This window comes from Candidatus Planktophila vernalis, from assembly GCF_002288185.1.
Taxonomy (GTDB): Bacteria; Actinomycetota; Actinomycetes; order Nanopelagicales; family Nanopelagicaceae; genus Planktophila; species Planktophila vernalis.
Map to the genome: position 1 here is coordinate 1320745 of NZ_CP016776.1, position 17488 is coordinate 1338232.

Here is a 17488-nt window from a genome sequence, read left to right on the forward strand (position 1 = left end):
TCAAGGGGTGGTCTTTGGGCAAAAGCCAGATTGGCTATTTAACGCTACCCGCCAGCAGGCCGCGCACGAAGTAGCGCTGTAACGAGAAGAAGACGATGAGTGGAATAGCAATGGTGATGAACGCACCAGCTGATAGCTGTGTGTAACCAGAGCCATACTGACCAACGAGGGATGCCAGCTTGCTGTTAATTGGTGCTACTTCCTCTGTGCCGGAAGCAAATGTGAGTGCAACGAGCAAGTCATTCCACACCCACAAGAACTGGAAAATCGCAATTGCTGCAATGCCAGGAATAGAGAGTGGCAAAACAATCATGCGGAACACCTTGAAGTGGTTTGCGCCATCAACGTGTGCTGCTTCCATCAGATCGCGTGGAAGGGATGCGATGAAGTTGTGGAGTAAGTAGATAGCAAGAGGGAGTGCAAACATTGTGTGAGGCAACCAAATACCTGCAAAGTCACCAGCAAGACCTAGGGCCGGGAAGATTGTGACAGAACCAATGTGAGCGCCGCCTGTGAAAAGAAGAAGGAGTGGAATCAAAGACATCTGTAGTGGAACGATTTGAAGTGCAAAGATAAAGAAGAAAATAAAGTCTGAGCCTCTAAAGCGGATCCAGGCAAGGGCATATGCGGCCATCGTTGCAATAACGATTGGGAAAATCGTGGCTGGCAAAGTAATAACTATGGAGTTAATAAAGTATGGCAAGACACCATTGCTTAGTGACTCTGAGTCACCGCCAAAGAGAACGCCTTTATAACTACTTAGAGTGAAGTTAGGGTTAAAGAGTGAGACCCACCATGGTTCATTGACAATATCTTTATCCTCTTTAAATGAGGTAACAAGTAAGCCAAGAGTTGGAACAGTCCAAATGACTGTTGTTACCCACACAACCACCGTTGCAATCTTGCTGGAGAACAGCTTGCGGCCAGGGTTGTGGTTAGCGATCTTTAGATTACTCATGCGTGAGCACGCTCCATCCGTAGTGAGCGGATGTTATAAACCAAAATTGGTGTCACAAGAAGGAATAAGACAATGGCTAGAGCAGAGCCCTTGCCTGTATCAAATTGAACGAAGACCTGTGAATACATCTCATTTGCAAGCACGTTAGTGCTGAAGTTTCCGCCAGTCATTGTGCGAACAATGTCAAAGACCTTAAGAGCGCCAACAACACCTGTTGCCAGAACCACGATGAAAGTTCCCTTAATCATTGGGAAAGTGATGTTTCTAAACAAGCGCCAGCCATGAGCACCATCTAGAGCTGATGCTTCAACGATATCTGCAGGAACTGCCTTGATAGCTGCAGATAAAATAACCATTCCAAATCCCATTTGGGTCCACACATAAATAATCATCAATAGGAATGTGTTGAGTGGCTTAGAGAGCATCCAGTCACTAGGTGTTGCGCCTAGGAATTTCACGATCGCGCTGAGCAGGCCTATCTGAACATCATCTGGTTCGTTGTATTCATAGACAAATTTAAAGATGATTGAAGCGCCAACAAATGAGATAGCCATCGGCATGAAAAGTAAGGATTTAGGGATTGATTCATGCTTAATGCGATCGAGCATGATTGCTAGCAATAGACCAAGGGCTGCGGTGAAAATAGGGACTACGAGGATCCACAAGATGGTGTTAACCATGATTGTTCTGATGTTGGGATCTTGTGTCATCCAGTAGTAATTCTCAAAACCAATCCACTCATTTGAATCTGGATTCATAAAACTAAAGAGGAACGTGCGAATGGCCGGGATGATTAAGCCGGCAACAAGTAAAACGAGAGCTGGTGCTAAAAAGATAACGAGTGCAATGGGGCGCGCTTTCTTGCCATTAGCGCGGCCGGCGATTGCAAATAAAACTCCCAGCACAATAAAGAAAAAGGCGATTGCAGTAAAGACTGAGGTGAACTTAGGAATAGTTGTTGAGACGAACTCAGACATAATTCTTTTTCACCTTTCTTTAATCGCTTGGGGGAAGTGAATAATAAGTGCGAAGGAGGCCACCCGTAAAGGTGGCCTCCTTCGTTTACTACTTATTGCGCTGTATTAGCTCTTTGGCCAAGAAGCGTCAATTGCCTTTACAACATCAGCGATTGACTTGCCTTCACCGAACCATGCAGTGAACTCACGCCATTCTGATCCTGCACCGACTGCTGCTGGCATTAAGTCAGAAGCATCGAATCCAAATGTTGACTTTGGATTCGCTAGGTATGTAGCTGAAAGCTTGTCTACCTGGTTCTTGTATGCAGCTAGAGGAACACCGCTGTTAGCAGAGATCCAGTTATCTAGCTGTACGCGAGATGTAGCAAATGTTGCTGATGATAGGTAAGCCTGTACAGCAACTACCTCTGCGCGCTTAGCGAAAGCAGCTGTGAACTCGCCTCCACCAACAACAGGAACAGTTACCTTTGAGTTTGTAGCTGGTAGGTAGAACGCAAATGCATCACCTGTTGGTGAGATTGTTGCGCCTGATTCAGCAATGATGTTTCCGTAGAAAGATGCTTGCTGAAGCATCATGCACTTACCATCAGGAATTCCGCGACCTGCATCCTGGAATGAGGTTGTTGCGATTCCCTTAACGTTGCCAACCCACTTTGGATTCTGCATCCAAGCTGCAACCTTTTCCATTGAAGAAACGATGCGTGGATCTGAGAACTTAACTGTGTGGTTAACCCAACCGTTGTATACAGCTGAACCGTGATCGCGTAGAACAATCTGCTCTACCCAGTCAGTTGCTGGCCAACCTGTTGCTCCACCAGAACCTAGACCACCGCAGAATGCTGTCTTTCCATCTGCTGCCATCTTGTCTGCAAGTGCTGTCATTGCAGCCCAAGTTGTTGGAACTGAGTAACCAGCTGCCTTAAATTGCTTTGGTGAGTACCAAACAAGTGACTTCATGTTTGATCCAAATGGAGCTGCATAGAACTTACCCTTAACAGTTCCGTATGCCTTCCATGACTTTGACCAGTACTTGTCAACGTTCTTAACTACTGCTGCTGGAGCTGGAACAACTTTGCCAGTCTCAACAAGCTTTGCAAGAAGACCTGGTTGTGGGATCCACGCTAGATCTGGAGCATTTCCACCCTTAACACGAACAGGTAGGAGAGCTTCGAACTGGTTTGATCCTTCAATCTTGATCTTAATTCCAGTACAAGCTTGGAAATCGCTCATTGCTGTATTAAGTGTTGTTAATTCTGGTTCTAGAATTGATGTAAAGATTGTTACTGTCTTGCCCTTCATCTTTGCGTAGCCTGTGTATGGATCACAGTTAACTGCAGCAGATGCTGAAGTTGTTGTAACCAATGACGCTACGAGAGAAAGAGCAGCTGCGCCAACGAGCGCTACTAAACCTTTTCTTTTCATTTTTGTCCTTAGGGGGTCAACGGTCCGGGCCCACTGTGAAACCCGCATCCCGTGGTGGGCTAATTCTTGTGTCAGGCGTGAATCCAGGCAAGGCAAAGCACATGCAAGCAGGCGTGTAAATACAACAATTTGATAACTAACTCCTCATATGGGGTGAGCGTGTGAGGTAGCCTGCCTTGCATGAACCTTCTCGATGCCAACTCGGTTGTCTCAACGCTGGGCTTGATCGGCGTACTCGGCATCATCTTTATGGAGACCGGCCTTTTGATCGGCCTGGTCTTTCCTGGAGGAGAAGTTGTCTTCTTGGCCGGCATTGCCGCATCTGCTTCAGGGGCCGAAATTTTAGGTGATGCAAAGCTTTCAACGCCGCTTTTGTTTTTACTAGCACCCGTTGCCGCAATTGTTGGCGGCGAAGTCGGTTACTGGTTTGGTAAAACCTATGGAAGAAAGTTCTTTGATCGACCAGAGAGCAGATTCTTTAATCAAAAAATGGTTGCCACCATCGAAAAGTGGTTACTTAAATACGGTCCACGTAAGGCTTTGGTATTTGGGCGCTTTATTCCTTTTGCCAGAACATTGATTAACCCTGTGTGCGGTGTTGTCCAATTAGAGCGAAAAGTATTTTCCACATGGAATGCAATCGGTGCAATTATCTGGACTCAGGTTGCTATGGGTATTGGTTACTTCCTAGGTGATGCTCTCAGTGGATCTGGTAATTATCTAATAGTTGGTGTGACCGGACTGGTTGTTCTGGTTACATTGATACCAATGGTTCCTGAGATATTTCGCGAGTGGCAAACTCGCAAGCATCACAAGTAAGTTCTATAAACCTAAATCTGCTAATTGATAAGCAGCGCGGTATTCATAACCTGCTTGCGTAATTTTTGGTTCTGCTCCGCGTTCAACAATTACTGCAACACCAACAACAATTGCGCCCGCTTCAATCAAAGCCTCAACGGCCGTTAATACAGAACCACCCGTTGTTGAAGTGTCTTCAACTGCAAGAACTCGCTTGCCTTTAACATCAGGGCCTTCAATGCGACGTTGCAGACCATGTGCTTTTTCCGCCTTGCGCACAACAAATGAATCAATCTTTTTGCCCTTACTTGCTGCCACATGCATCATCGCAGTTGCAACTGGGTCTGCTCCAAGTGTTAAACCACCCACTGCTTCATAATCTAAATCTTTTGTCAGCTCCAGCATTACTTCACCAACAAGGGGAGCAGCTTCATGATCTAGGGTCACACGGCGTAAATCCACGTAATAATCAGCTTCTTTGCCTGATGACAAAATAACTTTGCCGTGGACAACAGCCTTTTTAACGATCTGATCTTTGAGGGCATCGCGTGAATTCATACGGGTGAGCCTACTATCTTGGGCTTTGCTCCCAGCGCAGGTATTGTTTGGACCACTATGGCAACTAAGAAAAAGGCAGCAGGGCGCAAGAAGCCTGTTAAAAAAGCTGCTGCCACCAAGCGTGCACTCAATAAAACTATTGCTTCACTTCGCAAAGAAGCTGCAGTCCTAGAGGCATTTGTTGCAACCTTGAGTATCTCTGAAGAAGTGCCGCTTACCCGCAAAAAAGCGGTGAAGAAGCGTGTGGTGAAGAAGGTTGCAAAGAAAAAGGCAGTTAAGAAGAAGGCAGTAAAGAAAAAGAAGTAAAGCTTCGAACTTCATGTGAGTTCCTCTCTTTGGCTTCGAGTTTCATGTGGGTTCTTCTATTTGACTTACTTTGTTCACTTTCTCCGCCTACAGTCCTCTCATGAATATCAAGCGCCTTGAGACCTCGCGGCTATTTCACCGCTTTGGTTTTGGCCCAAGACCTGGTGAATATGCCCAAGCGCTAAAAGATGGTGTTCAAATTACGCGCACTCGTTTAACTACTGTGCCAGCTGCATTAACAACAAGTACTCCTGTTGCACTTCCTGAGATCACTGATTTAGGAAAGCGTCCTAAAGAAAATACTCCTGAGGTCGTTCCTTTTGCACTTGCAATGCGTAATCAGACACAACAAATGGGTTTGTGGTGGTTAGACATGATGGCGTTGAGTGATCATGGACTAACAGAGCGAATGGTCTGGTTTTGGCATGGTCACTGGGCCACATCAATTCAAAAACTTAACTACGCACTTCCTATGTATAAACAAAATCAGCTTTTTCGCACGCATGCACTCGGTAATTTCAATTCAATGACCAAAGCAATGCTCAATGATGGAGCGCTCCAGTTTTGGTTGGATGGTCAAGACAACACAGCTAAAGCGCCTAATGAGAACTTAGGGCGAGAGTTGATGGAGCTCTTTGTCCTTGGTGTGAATAGATATAGCGAAGATGATGTGAAGGCTATTTCACGGGTTTTAACTGGTTATCAAGTCGAGCGCAGTAGTGGTTTAGTCTCAATAAATCCAAGCCGACGAGACACTAAGCCCGTTACTTTATTGGGCACTACCGCATCTTTTACTGGCGATTCACTATCTGATTTCCTTGTTGGGCGAGATGATTGTGCAACTTTCATCGCTGAACGGCTGTGGTATCGATTCATCTCAAGTACTGAAGTTATGCCAGCATCCTTTAAAGCCAAGAACGCTTTTGCCACACGAGACATGGCCGCAACGATTCAAGTGATGGCCACAGATCCTTCTATGAGTAATGAAAAGTTTGCAATGGTTAAATCCCCTGTTGAATGGTTCATATCTGCTTGCCGAGCACTTGAACTAACCCCATCTGCATTAAAAACTCCAGGGCAATTAAATAATCACCTCGATAAGTTAGGACAAGTTCCATTTAACCCACCCAACGTTGGTGGATGGCCAGCAGGTGAGGCCTGGTTATCTTCTGCAACAGCTCAATACCGCTTGGCCTTTGCTGAATGGTTAATTAAACAAAGCAGTTTGTCGGCGTTGCAACAAATTCCAAGAGATGCACGGGTTTTAAAGAGTGCTGATTGGCTCGGTGTTCCTGAATGGAGCGCGCGAACCCAATCTGCTCTTCGAACTGCTTTAGATAATCCGGCACAGTTTGCATTACTTGCATTGTGCAGCCCTGAATACATAGTGAGCGCTTAGGAGTAGCCATGGACACGATATCAAGACGTAAGTTTCTTAAACTCACAACAGGTGCCGTAGCAGTTGGTGCTGCAGCAAACTTTCTTACTCTTGATGAAATTGCTGAAGCTGCAATTAACCGCCCACTTGCTGCGGGAACACCAATTCTCGTTCTTGTGACTCTCTATGGCGGCAATGATGGATTAAACACAGTTATTCCTTATAAGGATCCGGTTTACTTCTCAGCCCGTCCTGAAATTTCATACAAAGCAGAAACAATGTTGCCACTTGATGCTGAACTTGCGCTCAACCCTTCAATGAGTGGGATTAAATCACTATGGGATCAAAAGAAAGTAGCGATAATCCGTGGGGTTGGATATCCAAAACCTGATCGTTCACATTTCTCTTCTATGGCTAAATGGCAAACCGCTTCACCAGAAAAACACATTAATAGTGGCTGGCTTGGGCGCTGGTTAGATTCACAACCAGAAGATCCTATGCTTGCGATCTCATTGGGTTCAGTTCTACCACCCATGCTTGCTGGAAATAGAATCTCTGGATCTGCATTGCCTTTAGGGGGATTAGTAATTCCCAAGGGAACATTTGCTTCCCAATGTATTCAACTCTCAAAACCAGCACGCGCTGATTCAAAGTTAATGGCAGCGGCTGCAACATCTATGCGCAATCTTTTCTCAGTCTCCACTTCAATCCAGCCAGTTTTAAAATCACCAGCACCTGTTGCCGTTGATCTTCCAACCGTAAACGGTGGAAACGCAGGAGGCGATAGCAATCTTTCACAGCAATTAGATGTTGTTGCAAAGCTCATTGCAGCAGGATCACCAACAAAGGTTTGGTCAGTCTCACTCGGTGGCTTTGATACCCACGCTAATGAAGCAAATGCCCAAGCTGCACTACTTGGCGTAGTTTCTTCTGGAATCACTCGTTTTATGAGCCAACTTAAATCAACTACTCGATCAAATGATGTGACCGTTGTGGTTTATAGCGAGTTTGGTCGCCGTGTTAAGGGAAATGCCTCCCAGGGCACAGACCATGGAACCTCTGGTCCAATGTTTGTTATTGGCGAGAAAGTAAATGGCGGCTTTTATGGCGACCAGCCATCATTGACTAAGTTAATTGATGGAGATCTGGCTGTAACAACTGACTTTAGAGATGTTTATGCAACTATTTTAGAATCAGTTCTGAAATCACCTGCAGAGCAAGCCTTAGGTAAGTGGGCTGGGCGAACAAAGTTTATGAAGGCTGTTTAATCACTTATCTTGCTTATAAACAATAACTTCGCTGCGAGAACGTCGTGCAAGGCCTTTAGGTGGATTGGCTTCAACTAATGCATCAACTTCAATTCGCAACTGCGCAACCTCAATTGCCATATTTGCCATAGCTGATTCAAGTTCAATGATGCGCCTAATGCCTGCGTGATTGATTCCTTCGCCCACAAGTTTTTGGACTGCACGCAATAGTGCAATGTCACGCAATGAGTAACGACGGTTGCGACCTTCTGTGCGAGAAGGTGAAACTAAACCTAACTTGTCATATTGGCGCAAAGTCTGTGGATGCAATCCTGAGATCTCTGCAGCTACAGAGATGACATAAACCGCAGCATCATCTGCTGGAACTTCGTTCTTTAATTCATCACTCATTGTTTTGCCTTTGCAGCTAATTCAGCGCGAACATCTTCGCCAGCAGTTTCCACAGCAAATGTTTTTAGCGCCTCTAACGCCTTGCCATCTACGCGTTGTGGCACTTGAACATCCACGGTTACAAGTAGATCTCCAACATGTGAGCCTTTTGTTATTCCACGGCCCTTCACGCGAAGCGTGCGACCGTTAGGAGTACCTGGTGCAATGCGCACAGTTACTTCTTCACCGCTCATCACTGGCACTTTCACATCAGCACCTAGGGCTGCTTCGGTGAAAGTAATGGGCAAAGTGATAGTTAAGTTCTCAGCTTTGCGAGAAAAAATTGGGTGGGGCTTAACGTGTAAGAGGATGAATAAGTCACCTGGGCCAGCTTCTCCCGGTGCTCCTTTGCCTTTCACGCGAATCTTGGCACCATCATTTACTCCGGCAGGAACACGCGCAGTAATGTTTTGTGCTGCGCCTCTATCTGTTCCTAGACGTAAATCTAAATTAGTACCAAAGACTGATTCACGGAAAGTAATTGTTGCCTCGGTTTGTAGATCTTGACCTTTACGTGGACCACGACGGCCACCGCCACCAAAGAGATTTGCAAAAATATCTTGCGGGTTACCTCCGCCAAAGATGTCTGAGAAATCTCCACCCTGAAAGTTTCCTCCACCACCTGGTGCACGAAATCCACCGCGTTCAAATAAGGAACGGGCTTCATCATATTCAGCGCGCTTTTTTGGATCTGAGAGAATTTCATATGCCTCTGATACTGCTTTGAACTTTTCTTCCTTTGCAGAATCTCCGTGATTTGTATCAGGGTGTAGATCTTTTACGAGACCGCGATACTTGCGTTTGATTTCATCGGCAGCAGCCTTCTTATCAACGCCAAGGACTTTATAGAAATCCTTTTCGTAGAGATCTTTGGCTGCCATGTGTAATTACTCTCCTGCTGGATCTGTTACAGAAACACGTGCTGGGCGCAAAATGCGCTCTTTGTATTTATATCCAGGCTGCAAAATCTTTGAAGCAGTCGGTACTGCCACATCTGCAGATGTGTCATGCATGAGAGCTTCATGGATCTGTGGATCAAATACTTCACCGTCGGTGCCGTATTTCTCTAGACCAATGCGAGAAACAATGGTGTTGAGTTGATCGGCAACTGCTTTAAAGCCACCAGTTAGCTCACCATGTGATTCTGCGCGATCGACATCATCAAGCAGCGCCAGAAGTTCAGTTAAAACCGCACCGATAGCCATTTCGTGAGCAAGGGAACGATCACGCTCAACGCGCTTGCGGTAGTTGGCATATTCAGCCTGAAGTCGTTGTAAATCACTAGTTAACGTAGCTACCGGATCAGTTTCCTGATCCGGTGCCACATCTTCAACTACTGATTCTTCGGTAAGCGATGTTTCTTCGCTCACTTGCCTTCCTCAACTACTTCAGCATCTTCAACGCCATCTTCGGCAGGTGCACTTTCACCTTCAGCTGCAGCGCCTGCATATAGTGCAGCACCTAGAGCTTGGCTAACAGTTGCAACCTTTTCAGTTGCTGACTTAATCATTTCGTAATTTGAACCACCGAGAGCAGTCTTTAACTCTTCGAGTGCTGCTTCAGTCTCGCTCTTCTTTTCAAGTGCATCACCTGTAGACAGTTTTTCTTCATTATCTTTGATGAACTTTTCAGTTGAGTAGAGAAGTGAATCTCCAGCGTTGCGAATCTCTGCTTCTTCCTTGCGCTGACGATCTTCTTCAGCGTGTGATTCAGCATCGGCCATCATGCGCTCAATCTCTTCCTTAGAAAGTGCGGAGCCACCAGTAATGGTCATGCTCTGTTCTTTTCCAGTTCCAAGATCCTTTGCAGAAACGTGAACGATTCCGTTTGCGTCGATGTCGAAGGTAACTTCAATTTGTGGGATGCCACGTGGTGCTGGTGGCAAACCTGTGAGTTCAAACATCCCAAGCTTTTTGTTATAAGCAGCCATTTCGCGCTCACCTTGGTATGCCTGAATCTGCACAGCTGGCTGATTATCATCAGCAGTTGTAAATACTTCAGAGCGCTTTGTAGGAATAGTTGTGTTGCGCTCAATCAACTTGGTCATAACGCCACCCTTGGTTTCAATACCAAGTGATAGTGGTGTTACATCCAGTAGGAGAACATCCTTTACTTCACCCTTAAGAACACCAGCTTGAAGTGATGCGCCAACGGCCACAACTTCATCAGGATTTACGCCCTTATTAGGCTCTTTTCCGCCTGTTAGCTCTTTAACAAGTTCCACAACAGCTGGCATACGTGTAGATCCACCAACTAATACAACTGATTCAATCTTGTTGATTGGAATACCAGCATCCTTTAGAACTGCCTGGAAAGGCTTCTTGCAACGCTCTAGTAACGCAGCAGTTAACTGCTGGAACTGAGCACGTGTGATTGTTTCATCAAGGAATAGTGGATTCTTTTCAGCATCAACTGTGATGTATGGCAGGTTAATTGATGCAGATTGTGATGAGGAAAGTTCGATCTTTGCCTTTTCAGCAGCTTCACGAATACGTTGCATCGCCATCTTATCTTTTGTTAAATCAATTCCATTTTGTGAACCAAAAGTAGTTACTAGGTGATCAACGAGAGCTTGATCCCAGTCATCGCCACCGAGGTTGTTATCACCATTGGTTGCTTTAACTTCAACAACACCGTCACCGATTTCAAGAAGTGAAACGTCAAATGTTCCACCACCTAAGTCGAAAACAAGAATTGTCTGTTCTTTATCTGCCTTATCAAGACCGTATGCGAGCGCTGCTGCAGTTGGCTCATTGATAATGCGCAAAACATTAAGACCAGCGATTTCGCCAGCTTCTTTTGTGGCTTGGCGCTGTGCGTCATTGAAGTATGCAGGAACTGTAATAACTGCATCAGTGACAGTTTCACCAAGGTATGACTCTGCATCGCGCTTTAGCTTTTGCAAAACACGTGCTGAAATTTCTTGTGGTGTGTATTTCTTTCCGTCGATATCGACGTTCCAGCTCGTACCCATGTGACGCTTAACCGAACGAATGGTGCGATCAACATTTGTTACTGACTGGCGCTTAGCCACTTCACCAACAAGTACTTCGCCATTTTTAGCGAAGGCGACGATCGACGGGGTCGTGCGGGCGCCTTCAGCGTTGGCGATAACGGTGGGTTCTCCACCTTCCAAGACCGATACGCAAGAATTTGTTGTACCTAGGTCGATTCCAACTGCTCTAGCCATGTAAGTAGTGCTCCTTTTAGTGACGCTCGAGCCTGATTTAGGGTCGAGGAGTGCTTGAAACCTGAGCCCATCCTACACAAAAGGTTGAGTCGATGCGACTCAGGTTTGCTACTCCAGATAACAGGCAACGTTGGTGCTTTATTCCCTACCCTTACCTCCATGAACCTGACCCTTGCTGCGATCTCCTACGGGATAACTATCTTTGCCCTCATCCTTCTAACCGTGCGCGTTCGCACGTTATTAGCGATCTATAAAAAGGGTGCAGCAGATCCCACACGTGGCAACGACAAGGGCACACGTCTTCGCATGGCTTTGCGCGAAATCTTTGGTCACACCAAGATGTTTAATTTCACTGTTGTTGGTTTTGCGCACTGGTTTGTCATGATTGGTTTCTTCTCTTTATTTGGAACTCTCATCACCGCTTACGGTCAACTCATTGATCCCTACTTTGCACTTCCAGTTATTGGTCACTTCTGGGTTTATGAATACTTCACTGAGCTCATTGCGTGGGCAACAGGAATTGGAATTGTTACATTAATTGGAATTCGCCAAGTAACACGTCTTCGCAATAAGCGCTCACGCTTCTATGGCAGTGGAATGGCAAAGGCTTACTACGTTGAGTTCACAATCTTGCTTATTGTTTTCTGTGTTATTGCGCTGCGCGGATTAGAAGGCGCACTCTCTGATGAGACTGCCTGGAACCGCCACTTTGTTACAACCTGGTTTATTGCTGACATGTTTAAGTCATGGACGCTGGCGCAGCTCACCTCAACTATTCAATTAGTTGCAGCAATCAAAATTGTTGGTTCCATGGCTTGGTTCATTGTTATTGCATCAAATCTAACAATGGGTGTTGCTTGGCACCGCTTCTTGGCACCTTTCAATATCTTCTACCGCAGAAACGCAGATGGAAAGTCATCACTTGGTCCACTTCCTGAAATGCTCTCACATGGTGAAGTTGTTAACTTTGAAGATCCAAAAGATGATGACGTCTTTGGTCTTGGTACTCGCGCCGACATAACCTGGAAGGGTTTGTTGGATATGACTTCATGTACTGAGTGCGGTCGCTGTCAGTCACAGTGCCCTGCTTGGCACACTGAAAAACCACTATCACCAAAGCTTTTAATCATGGCTATGCGCGATCATGCCTTTGCTAAGACCGTTGAAACTGAAGCAATGGTGGGCGAAAACGCAGCTATTACTTCAGATATCTTGTGGTCTTGTACATCATGTGGTGCCTGTGTGAATGAGTGTCCCGTAGATATCGAACATATCGATCACATCGTTAACATGCGCCGCTATCAAGTAATGGTGGAATCAGATTTCCCTGCAGAACTCGGTGGGACTTTCCGTAACCTAGAACAATCCGGTAACCCATGGGGTGCTAACAAAAATGATCGTGAAGCATGGATTGCTGAGTGCGATTTCCCAATCAAGGTAGTTGAAGGTGTGCTGCCTGATGAAGTTGAATACTTGTTCTGGGTTGGTTGCGCCGGTGCATATGATGAACGTGCTCGCAAAACCACAAAGGCAGTTGCTGAACTTCTCTATATGGCTGGCGTTGAGTTTGCAGTGCTTGGAAAGAAAGAGACCTGCACAGGAGATCCAGCACGTCGTGCTGGTAATGAGTTCTTGTATCAAATCATGGCAGCTGAAAACATTGAAACTTTTAAAGAGGTATTTGCTGATCGCCCAAAGGGTAAGAAGAAAGTTGTTGTTACCTGCCCACATTGCTTCACAACAATTGGTCGCGATTACGCACAGAGTGGTTTTGAATTAGAGATGGTTCACCACACCCAACTACTTAATCAGTTAATTCGTGAAAAGAAACTACTACCAGTGAAGATGAGCCACACTGCGATGACCTATCACGACCCTTGCTACCTAGGTCGTCATAATGAGATTTATCAACCACCACGTGAAATCCTTGAAGCAACCGGTGCGCAGTTAACTGAAATGCCTCGTAATAAAGAGCGCTCATTCTGTTGCGGTGCTGGTGGTGGACGTATGTGGATGGAAGAGAAAATTGGAACGCGCATTAACTTAAACCGCGTTGATGAAGCGATCGGAACAGGAGCTGAAGAGTTAGCTGTTGCCTGTCCTTTCTGTCGCGTTATGACTACCGATGGAATGAGCGCACGTGAGTCATCCATGGAGGTTCTAGACGTGGCACAAGTTCTCTTGCGCTCAGTGAAAGGCTAGTTCAAAGACTCCATAGCTTTGAGAACTGCAATGCGCTCTGCAATAGGTGGATGAGTTGAAAACATCTTAGAGACAGCTTTTGCATCCAATGGTGATTCAATCCAAATATGTGCAATTGAGTTTGATTTCTGATGCACAACTGTTGAATCTCGTTCTAATACTTCCAACGCACTGCGCAGCCCTGCAGGATTTCTTGTGAAAGCAACCGCAGTTGCATCAGCAAGTGATTCACGCTTGCGTGAAATAGCAGATTTTAAAAGCACTGCAGCAATTGGTGCCAAGATAAGAATAAGAAGTGAGAAAACTAGAAGTAATGGGTTGCCACCACTGCGGTCACGGTCTCTGCCGCCACCAAACCACATCATGCGCATCAACATGTCACTCAAGATTGCAATAGCACCTGCTGTAGTTGCTGCAACTGCTGATACCAAAGTGTCGCGATTAGCAACGTGGGCTAATTCATGAGCAATAACGCCTTGCAGTTGATCACGATCCATGACATCTAAAATGCCTGTTGTGAAAGCTATAAGTGCGTGGTCTTGATTTCGACCAGTTGCAAAGGCGTTTGGCGCACTATCAATAACTATTGCCACCTTTGGCATAGGTAGGCCGCTAGCAATAGTAATCTCTTGAATTAAACCAAATAACTTTGGGTTATCTGATTCTTGAATTAACTTTGCACCAGTCATGGTTAAAACTAATTTGTCTGAACCGTAGTAAGAACCCCACACTGAAACCAAGGCAATACCAACTGCAAGTGGAACAATTGAAGTAGTTGATTGCCCAAAGTAAGTAAGAGCAGCGAGCGCCACAAGCCACACCAGCACGCCCATACCTATGAGCAGGACGATTGTCTTGCGGCGATTAGCCGCTTGTTGGGTTCTAAAGTTCATTAAAACTTAACGCTTGGAGCTTTGCGATCTTGTGGATCTTCAACTTCATAGAATTCGCGCTCAGTAACCTTTGCAAAACCTGCAAAGAAGTTAGTTGGCACGGTCTTCACTGCAGTGTTGAGTTCTCTCACATTGTCGTTATAGAACTGACGAGAGAAGGCAACTTTGTTCTCTGTTGTTGCTAACTCTTCTTGAAGTGAGATGAAGTTAGCTGATGCCTTTAGATCAGGGTAAGCCTCAGCAACTGCAAGTAATCCACGAAGTGCTTGTGTGAGCATTCCATCAGCTGCGGCTGTGTCTGCAACTGTGCTGGCAGTTGTTGCCTTGGCACGTGCTGTAACGACTGCATCAAAAGTAGATTGTTCATGGGCTGCATATCCTTTAACTGTTTCAACAAGGTTAGGGATCAGATCAGCACGGCGCTTTAATTGAACTTCGATTTGTGCCCATGCTTCATCAACTGAGATGTTGAGGCGAATGAGGCGGTTGTATTGAGCAACAAAAAATAGGACGACTAGAGCGATGACACCGAGAACAATGATTATTTCCATACCTAATTAAACCCCCTTTTAGGCAGATTCATTCCTTAAGTTTTTAGTCGATCTTTGATTTATGGAAGTTCAAAAACGAGCGTGAAGCCGTTGGGCCACGCTGACCTTGGTAGCGAGAGCCATACTTCTCACTGCCGTATGGATGCTCGGCAGGGGATGAAAGTTTGATTAAGCACAATTGCCCAATCTTCATTCCTGGAAAGAGTTTGACTGGCAGGTTGGCAACATTGGAAAGCTCTAGAGTGATGTGACCACTAAAGCCTGGATCAATAAAACCTGCGGTGGAGTGAGTTAGAAGACCTAGGCGACCCAGTGAAGATTTACCTTCTAAGCGCCCAGCAATGTCATCGGGCAAAGTAATCACTTCATAGGTGCTGGCTAAAACAAACTCACCTGGGTGCAGGATGAAAGCTTCATCGCCTTCGGCGATTACTTCACGGGTGAGCTCTGATTGCTCTATCGATGGATCAATAACGCTGTATTTATGGTTTTCAAAGACGCGAAAGTATTTATCGAGGCGAACATCGACCGATGAGGGCTGAATCATTGCCTCATGGAATGGTTCGCAGGCGACTCGGCCGGCTTTGATTTCGGCGAGGATGTCGCGATCACTGAGTAGCACGCGCTGACCCTATCTTGGATTAGAGAGCCAACGGGGCATCGAAATACGCTCATTAGGGTTGCATAAGTTACTGGTGGGTAGCATTATTTGCCCATGAGCCATTACATAGCCAACCTGCGAGATATTGAATTCTGCCTCTTTGACCTTCTGGGGCGCGAGAAAGTCATGGGTACATCTTTGTACGCAGATCTTGATCGTGACACTGCAATGGGCATGCTCGAGGAAATGAAGCGCTTATGTGAGAACGATCTTGCAGCATCTTTTGTTGAAGGCGATCGTGTTGGTGCGATTCTTAATAAAGAAACAGGAAATGTCACGCTTCCTGAAAGCTTTAAGAAATCTTATAAGGCATATGTTGATGGTGAGTGGTGGCGCGTTGATGCACCAGTTGAACTAGGTGGAATGAAGATTCCTCCATCAGTGCGCTGGGCAATTGCTGAAATGGTTTTAGGTTCAAATCCTGCAATTCATATCTATGCCTCAGGTTATGCATTTGCTCAAGTTGCATACGTTCTTGGAACAGATGAACAAAAGAAGATTGCAAAGTTGATGGTGGATAAGCACTGGGGTGCAACGATGCAGCTAACTGAACCAGATGCTGGTTCAGATGTTGGTGCAGGTCGCACAAAGGCTGTGGCACAACCTGATGGAACCTGGCACATCACTGGAACAAAGCGCTACATCACTTCAGGGGACGCCGACTTCTATGACAACGTAGTTCACTTTGTCCTTGCTCGTCGTGAAGGCGGGGGACCTGGAACTAAAGGTCTTTCACTATTTTTGATTCCTAAATTTATGTTTGATTTTGAAACAGGTGAGATGGGCAAGCGCAATGGTGTCTATGTCACTGCGCTAGAAGACAAGATGGGCCTTAATGTCTCAGCTACCTGTGAAGTTAACTTAGGTGAGCATGAGCCTGCAGTTGGCTATCTATTAGGTGAAGTGCATGAAGGTATTGCACAGATGTTTAAAGTTATTGAGTTTGCTCGCATGATGGTTGGAACTAAGGCAATTGCAACGCTTTCAACTGGATACCAACAAGCTCTGGCATATGCCAAAGAGCGCGTGCAGGGCGGGGATATGAAGGTAATGAATGACAAGGCTTCACCTCGTGTGACCATCATTAAGCACCCTGATGTGCGCCGCTCGTTAATGGTTCAAAAGTCCTATTCAGAGGGTATGCGCGCACTTGTTCTCTACACAGCCTCAATCCAAGATGAGATTGAGTTAGCTGAAAAGGCAGGAGATAAAGAGCGCTCTGCAGACATGATTGCACTCAATGATTTGTTACTGCCAGTAGTTAAAGGTTACGGATCAGAGAAGTCATGGACACTTCTTGGTACTGAATCACTTCAAACATTTGGTGGTGCTGGATTTACTCGTGACTGGCCCATTGAACAATATGTTCGCGATGCCAAGATCGACACCTTGTATGAGGGCACAACAGCTATTCAAGGCCTTGATTTCTTCTTCCGCAAAATCGTTAAAGATGGCGGACGAGCAATTGGTTTGCTTGGCAAAGAGATTGCAACATTTGCCAAAACCGGTGGTTCTAACGCTGAAGAGAAAACAGCACTTCTCAAGGCACTCGATGACCTCAATGCCATTATTGCTGTGTTGGTTGGTCATGCGATGGAATCACAAACTGATGCAGTCAAGATTTATAAGGTTGGTTTAAACACATCTCGCTGCCTCATGGCCGTGGGTGACATCATCACTTCTTGGCTACTTCTGCGCCAAGCAGATATTGCAGTTGAAAAACTGCCAACTGCAACAAGCAAAGATAAAGATTTCTATACAGGCAAAATCGCTGCAGCGCAGTTCTTTGTTAAGAACTACTTGCCTCATATCACCGCAGATCGCAAGATTGTGGAAGCAACTGATGGCTCCATCATGGAACTACCTGAGAGTGCCTTTTAAACCGCTATCCTTGCTA

Annotated in this window: 17 protein-coding genes; 6 read left to right on the forward strand and 11 right to left on the reverse strand. The window is 45.8% G+C overall.

Going from position 1 to position 17488, the window contains the following annotated elements; translation table 11 throughout:
• Positions 1–34 precede the first annotated feature (34 nt).
• From A7sIIA15_RS06815 to A7sIIA15_RS06825, 3 genes are all read right to left on the reverse strand, one after another.
• Entirely contained in the window at positions 35–958 is a 924-nt protein-coding gene (locus tag A7sIIA15_RS06815; protein ID WP_095686375.1) for a carbohydrate ABC transporter permease, read from the reverse strand.
• A complete protein-coding gene (locus A7sIIA15_RS06820) occupies positions 955–1935 on the reverse strand; it encodes a carbohydrate ABC transporter permease (RefSeq protein WP_095686376.1) in 981 nt (326 codons plus the stop codon). The genes A7sIIA15_RS06815 and A7sIIA15_RS06820 overlap by 4 nt, the downstream gene beginning before the upstream one ends.
• Before the next feature lie 105 nt (positions 1936–2040).
• Positions 2041–3357, reverse strand: coding sequence for an ABC transporter substrate-binding protein (locus A7sIIA15_RS06825; protein ID WP_095686377.1), 1317 nt, complete (start codon positions 3355–3357; stop codon positions 2041–2043).
• Positions 3358–3537: 180 nt separating this feature from the next.
• Here A7sIIA15_RS06825 and A7sIIA15_RS06830 point away from each other — a divergent pair, with 180 nt between their 5' ends.
• Positions 3538–4176 (forward strand): DedA family protein, encoded by a 639-nt coding sequence (locus tag A7sIIA15_RS06830; protein ID WP_095686378.1) that lies wholly within the window; start codon positions 3538–3540, stop codon positions 4174–4176.
• 3 nt (positions 4177–4179) lie between these two features.
• Here the strand turns inward: A7sIIA15_RS06830 and pyrE are convergent, their stop codons facing one another.
• Entirely contained in the window at positions 4180–4713 is a 534-nt protein-coding gene (gene pyrE, locus A7sIIA15_RS06835; protein ID WP_018225547.1) for an orotate phosphoribosyltransferase, read from the reverse strand.
• 57 nt (positions 4714–4770) lie between these two features.
• Between pyrE and A7sIIA15_RS06840 the strand changes: the two genes are divergently transcribed.
• The 3 genes from A7sIIA15_RS06840 to A7sIIA15_RS06850 all read left to right on the forward strand — a co-directional run bounded on the left by A7sIIA15_RS06840 (position 4771) and on the right by A7sIIA15_RS06850 (position 7665).
• Entirely contained in the window at positions 4771–5019 is a 249-nt protein-coding gene (locus tag A7sIIA15_RS06840; protein WP_190279138.1) for a hypothetical protein, read from the forward strand.
• A gap of 100 nt (positions 5020–5119) precedes the next feature.
• The gene (locus A7sIIA15_RS06845; RefSeq protein ID WP_095686380.1) at positions 5120–6418 is read left to right on the forward strand and encodes a DUF1800 domain-containing protein; all 1299 of its coding nucleotides are present in this window, start codon (positions 5120–5122) and stop codon (positions 6416–6418) included.
• 8 nt (positions 6419–6426) lie between these two features.
• The gene (locus A7sIIA15_RS06850; RefSeq protein ID WP_095686381.1) at positions 6427–7665 is read left to right on the forward strand and encodes a DUF1501 domain-containing protein; all 1239 of its coding nucleotides are present in this window, start codon (positions 6427–6429) and stop codon (positions 7663–7665) included.
• Here A7sIIA15_RS06850 and A7sIIA15_RS06855 read toward each other — a convergent pair whose 3' ends face one another.
• The 4 genes from A7sIIA15_RS06855 to dnaK are packed head-to-tail and all read right to left on the reverse strand — an operon-like array spanning position 7666 to position 11284.
• Positions 7666–8055, reverse strand: coding sequence for a heat shock protein transcriptional repressor HspR (locus A7sIIA15_RS06855; protein WP_095686382.1), 390 nt, complete (start codon positions 8053–8055; stop codon positions 7666–7668).
• Complete coding sequence (locus A7sIIA15_RS06860) at positions 8052–8975, reverse strand: DnaJ C-terminal domain-containing protein (protein WP_095686383.1); 924 nt, start codon at positions 8973–8975, stop codon at positions 8052–8054. Before A7sIIA15_RS06860 ends, A7sIIA15_RS06855 begins: the two co-directional genes overlap by 4 nt.
• Before the next feature lie 6 nt (positions 8976–8981).
• The gene (grpE, locus tag A7sIIA15_RS06865) at positions 8982–9464 is read right to left on the reverse strand and encodes a nucleotide exchange factor GrpE (RefSeq protein WP_095686384.1); all 483 of its coding nucleotides are present in this window, start codon (positions 9462–9464) and stop codon (positions 8982–8984) included.
• Positions 9461–11284 carry a molecular chaperone DnaK gene (gene dnaK / locus A7sIIA15_RS06870; protein ID WP_095686385.1) on the reverse strand — a complete coding sequence of 608 codons (1824 nt, stop codon included), beginning with the start codon at positions 11282–11284 and terminating at the stop codon, positions 9461–9463. Before dnaK ends, grpE begins: the two co-directional genes overlap by 4 nt.
• A 159-nt stretch (positions 11285–11443) precedes the next feature.
• Between dnaK and A7sIIA15_RS06875 the strand changes: the two genes are divergently transcribed.
• Positions 11444–13486, forward strand: a complete 2043-nt coding sequence (locus A7sIIA15_RS06875; protein WP_095686386.1) for a heterodisulfide reductase-related iron-sulfur binding cluster — start codon at positions 11444–11446, stop codon at positions 13484–13486.
• On the opposite strand, the gene A7sIIA15_RS06880 is transcribed toward A7sIIA15_RS06875, so the two are convergent.
• Genes A7sIIA15_RS06880 through dcd form a run of 3 tightly spaced genes read right to left on the reverse strand, consistent with a single transcriptional unit; the run spans position 13483 to position 15552 of the window.
• A complete protein-coding gene (locus tag A7sIIA15_RS06880; RefSeq protein ID WP_095686387.1) occupies positions 13483–14379 on the reverse strand; it encodes a M48 family metalloprotease in 897 nt (298 codons plus the stop codon). The genes A7sIIA15_RS06875 and A7sIIA15_RS06880 overlap by 4 nt on opposite strands.
• On the reverse strand, positions 14379–14930 hold the full coding sequence (locus A7sIIA15_RS06885) for a LemA family protein (protein ID WP_095686388.1): 552 nt from the start codon (positions 14928–14930) through the stop codon (positions 14379–14381). Before A7sIIA15_RS06885 ends, A7sIIA15_RS06880 begins: the two co-directional genes overlap by 1 nt.
• 43 nt (positions 14931–14973) lie before the next feature.
• Entirely contained in the window at positions 14974–15552 is a 579-nt protein-coding gene (gene dcd / locus A7sIIA15_RS06890; protein WP_095657841.1) for a dCTP deaminase, read from the reverse strand.
• Positions 15553–15645: 93 nt separating this feature from the next.
• Here dcd and A7sIIA15_RS06895 point away from each other — a divergent pair, with 93 nt between their 5' ends.
• Entirely contained in the window at positions 15646–17472 is a 1827-nt protein-coding gene (locus tag A7sIIA15_RS06895) for an acyl-CoA dehydrogenase (RefSeq protein WP_095686389.1), read from the forward strand.
• Positions 17473–17488: the final 16 nt, after the last annotated feature.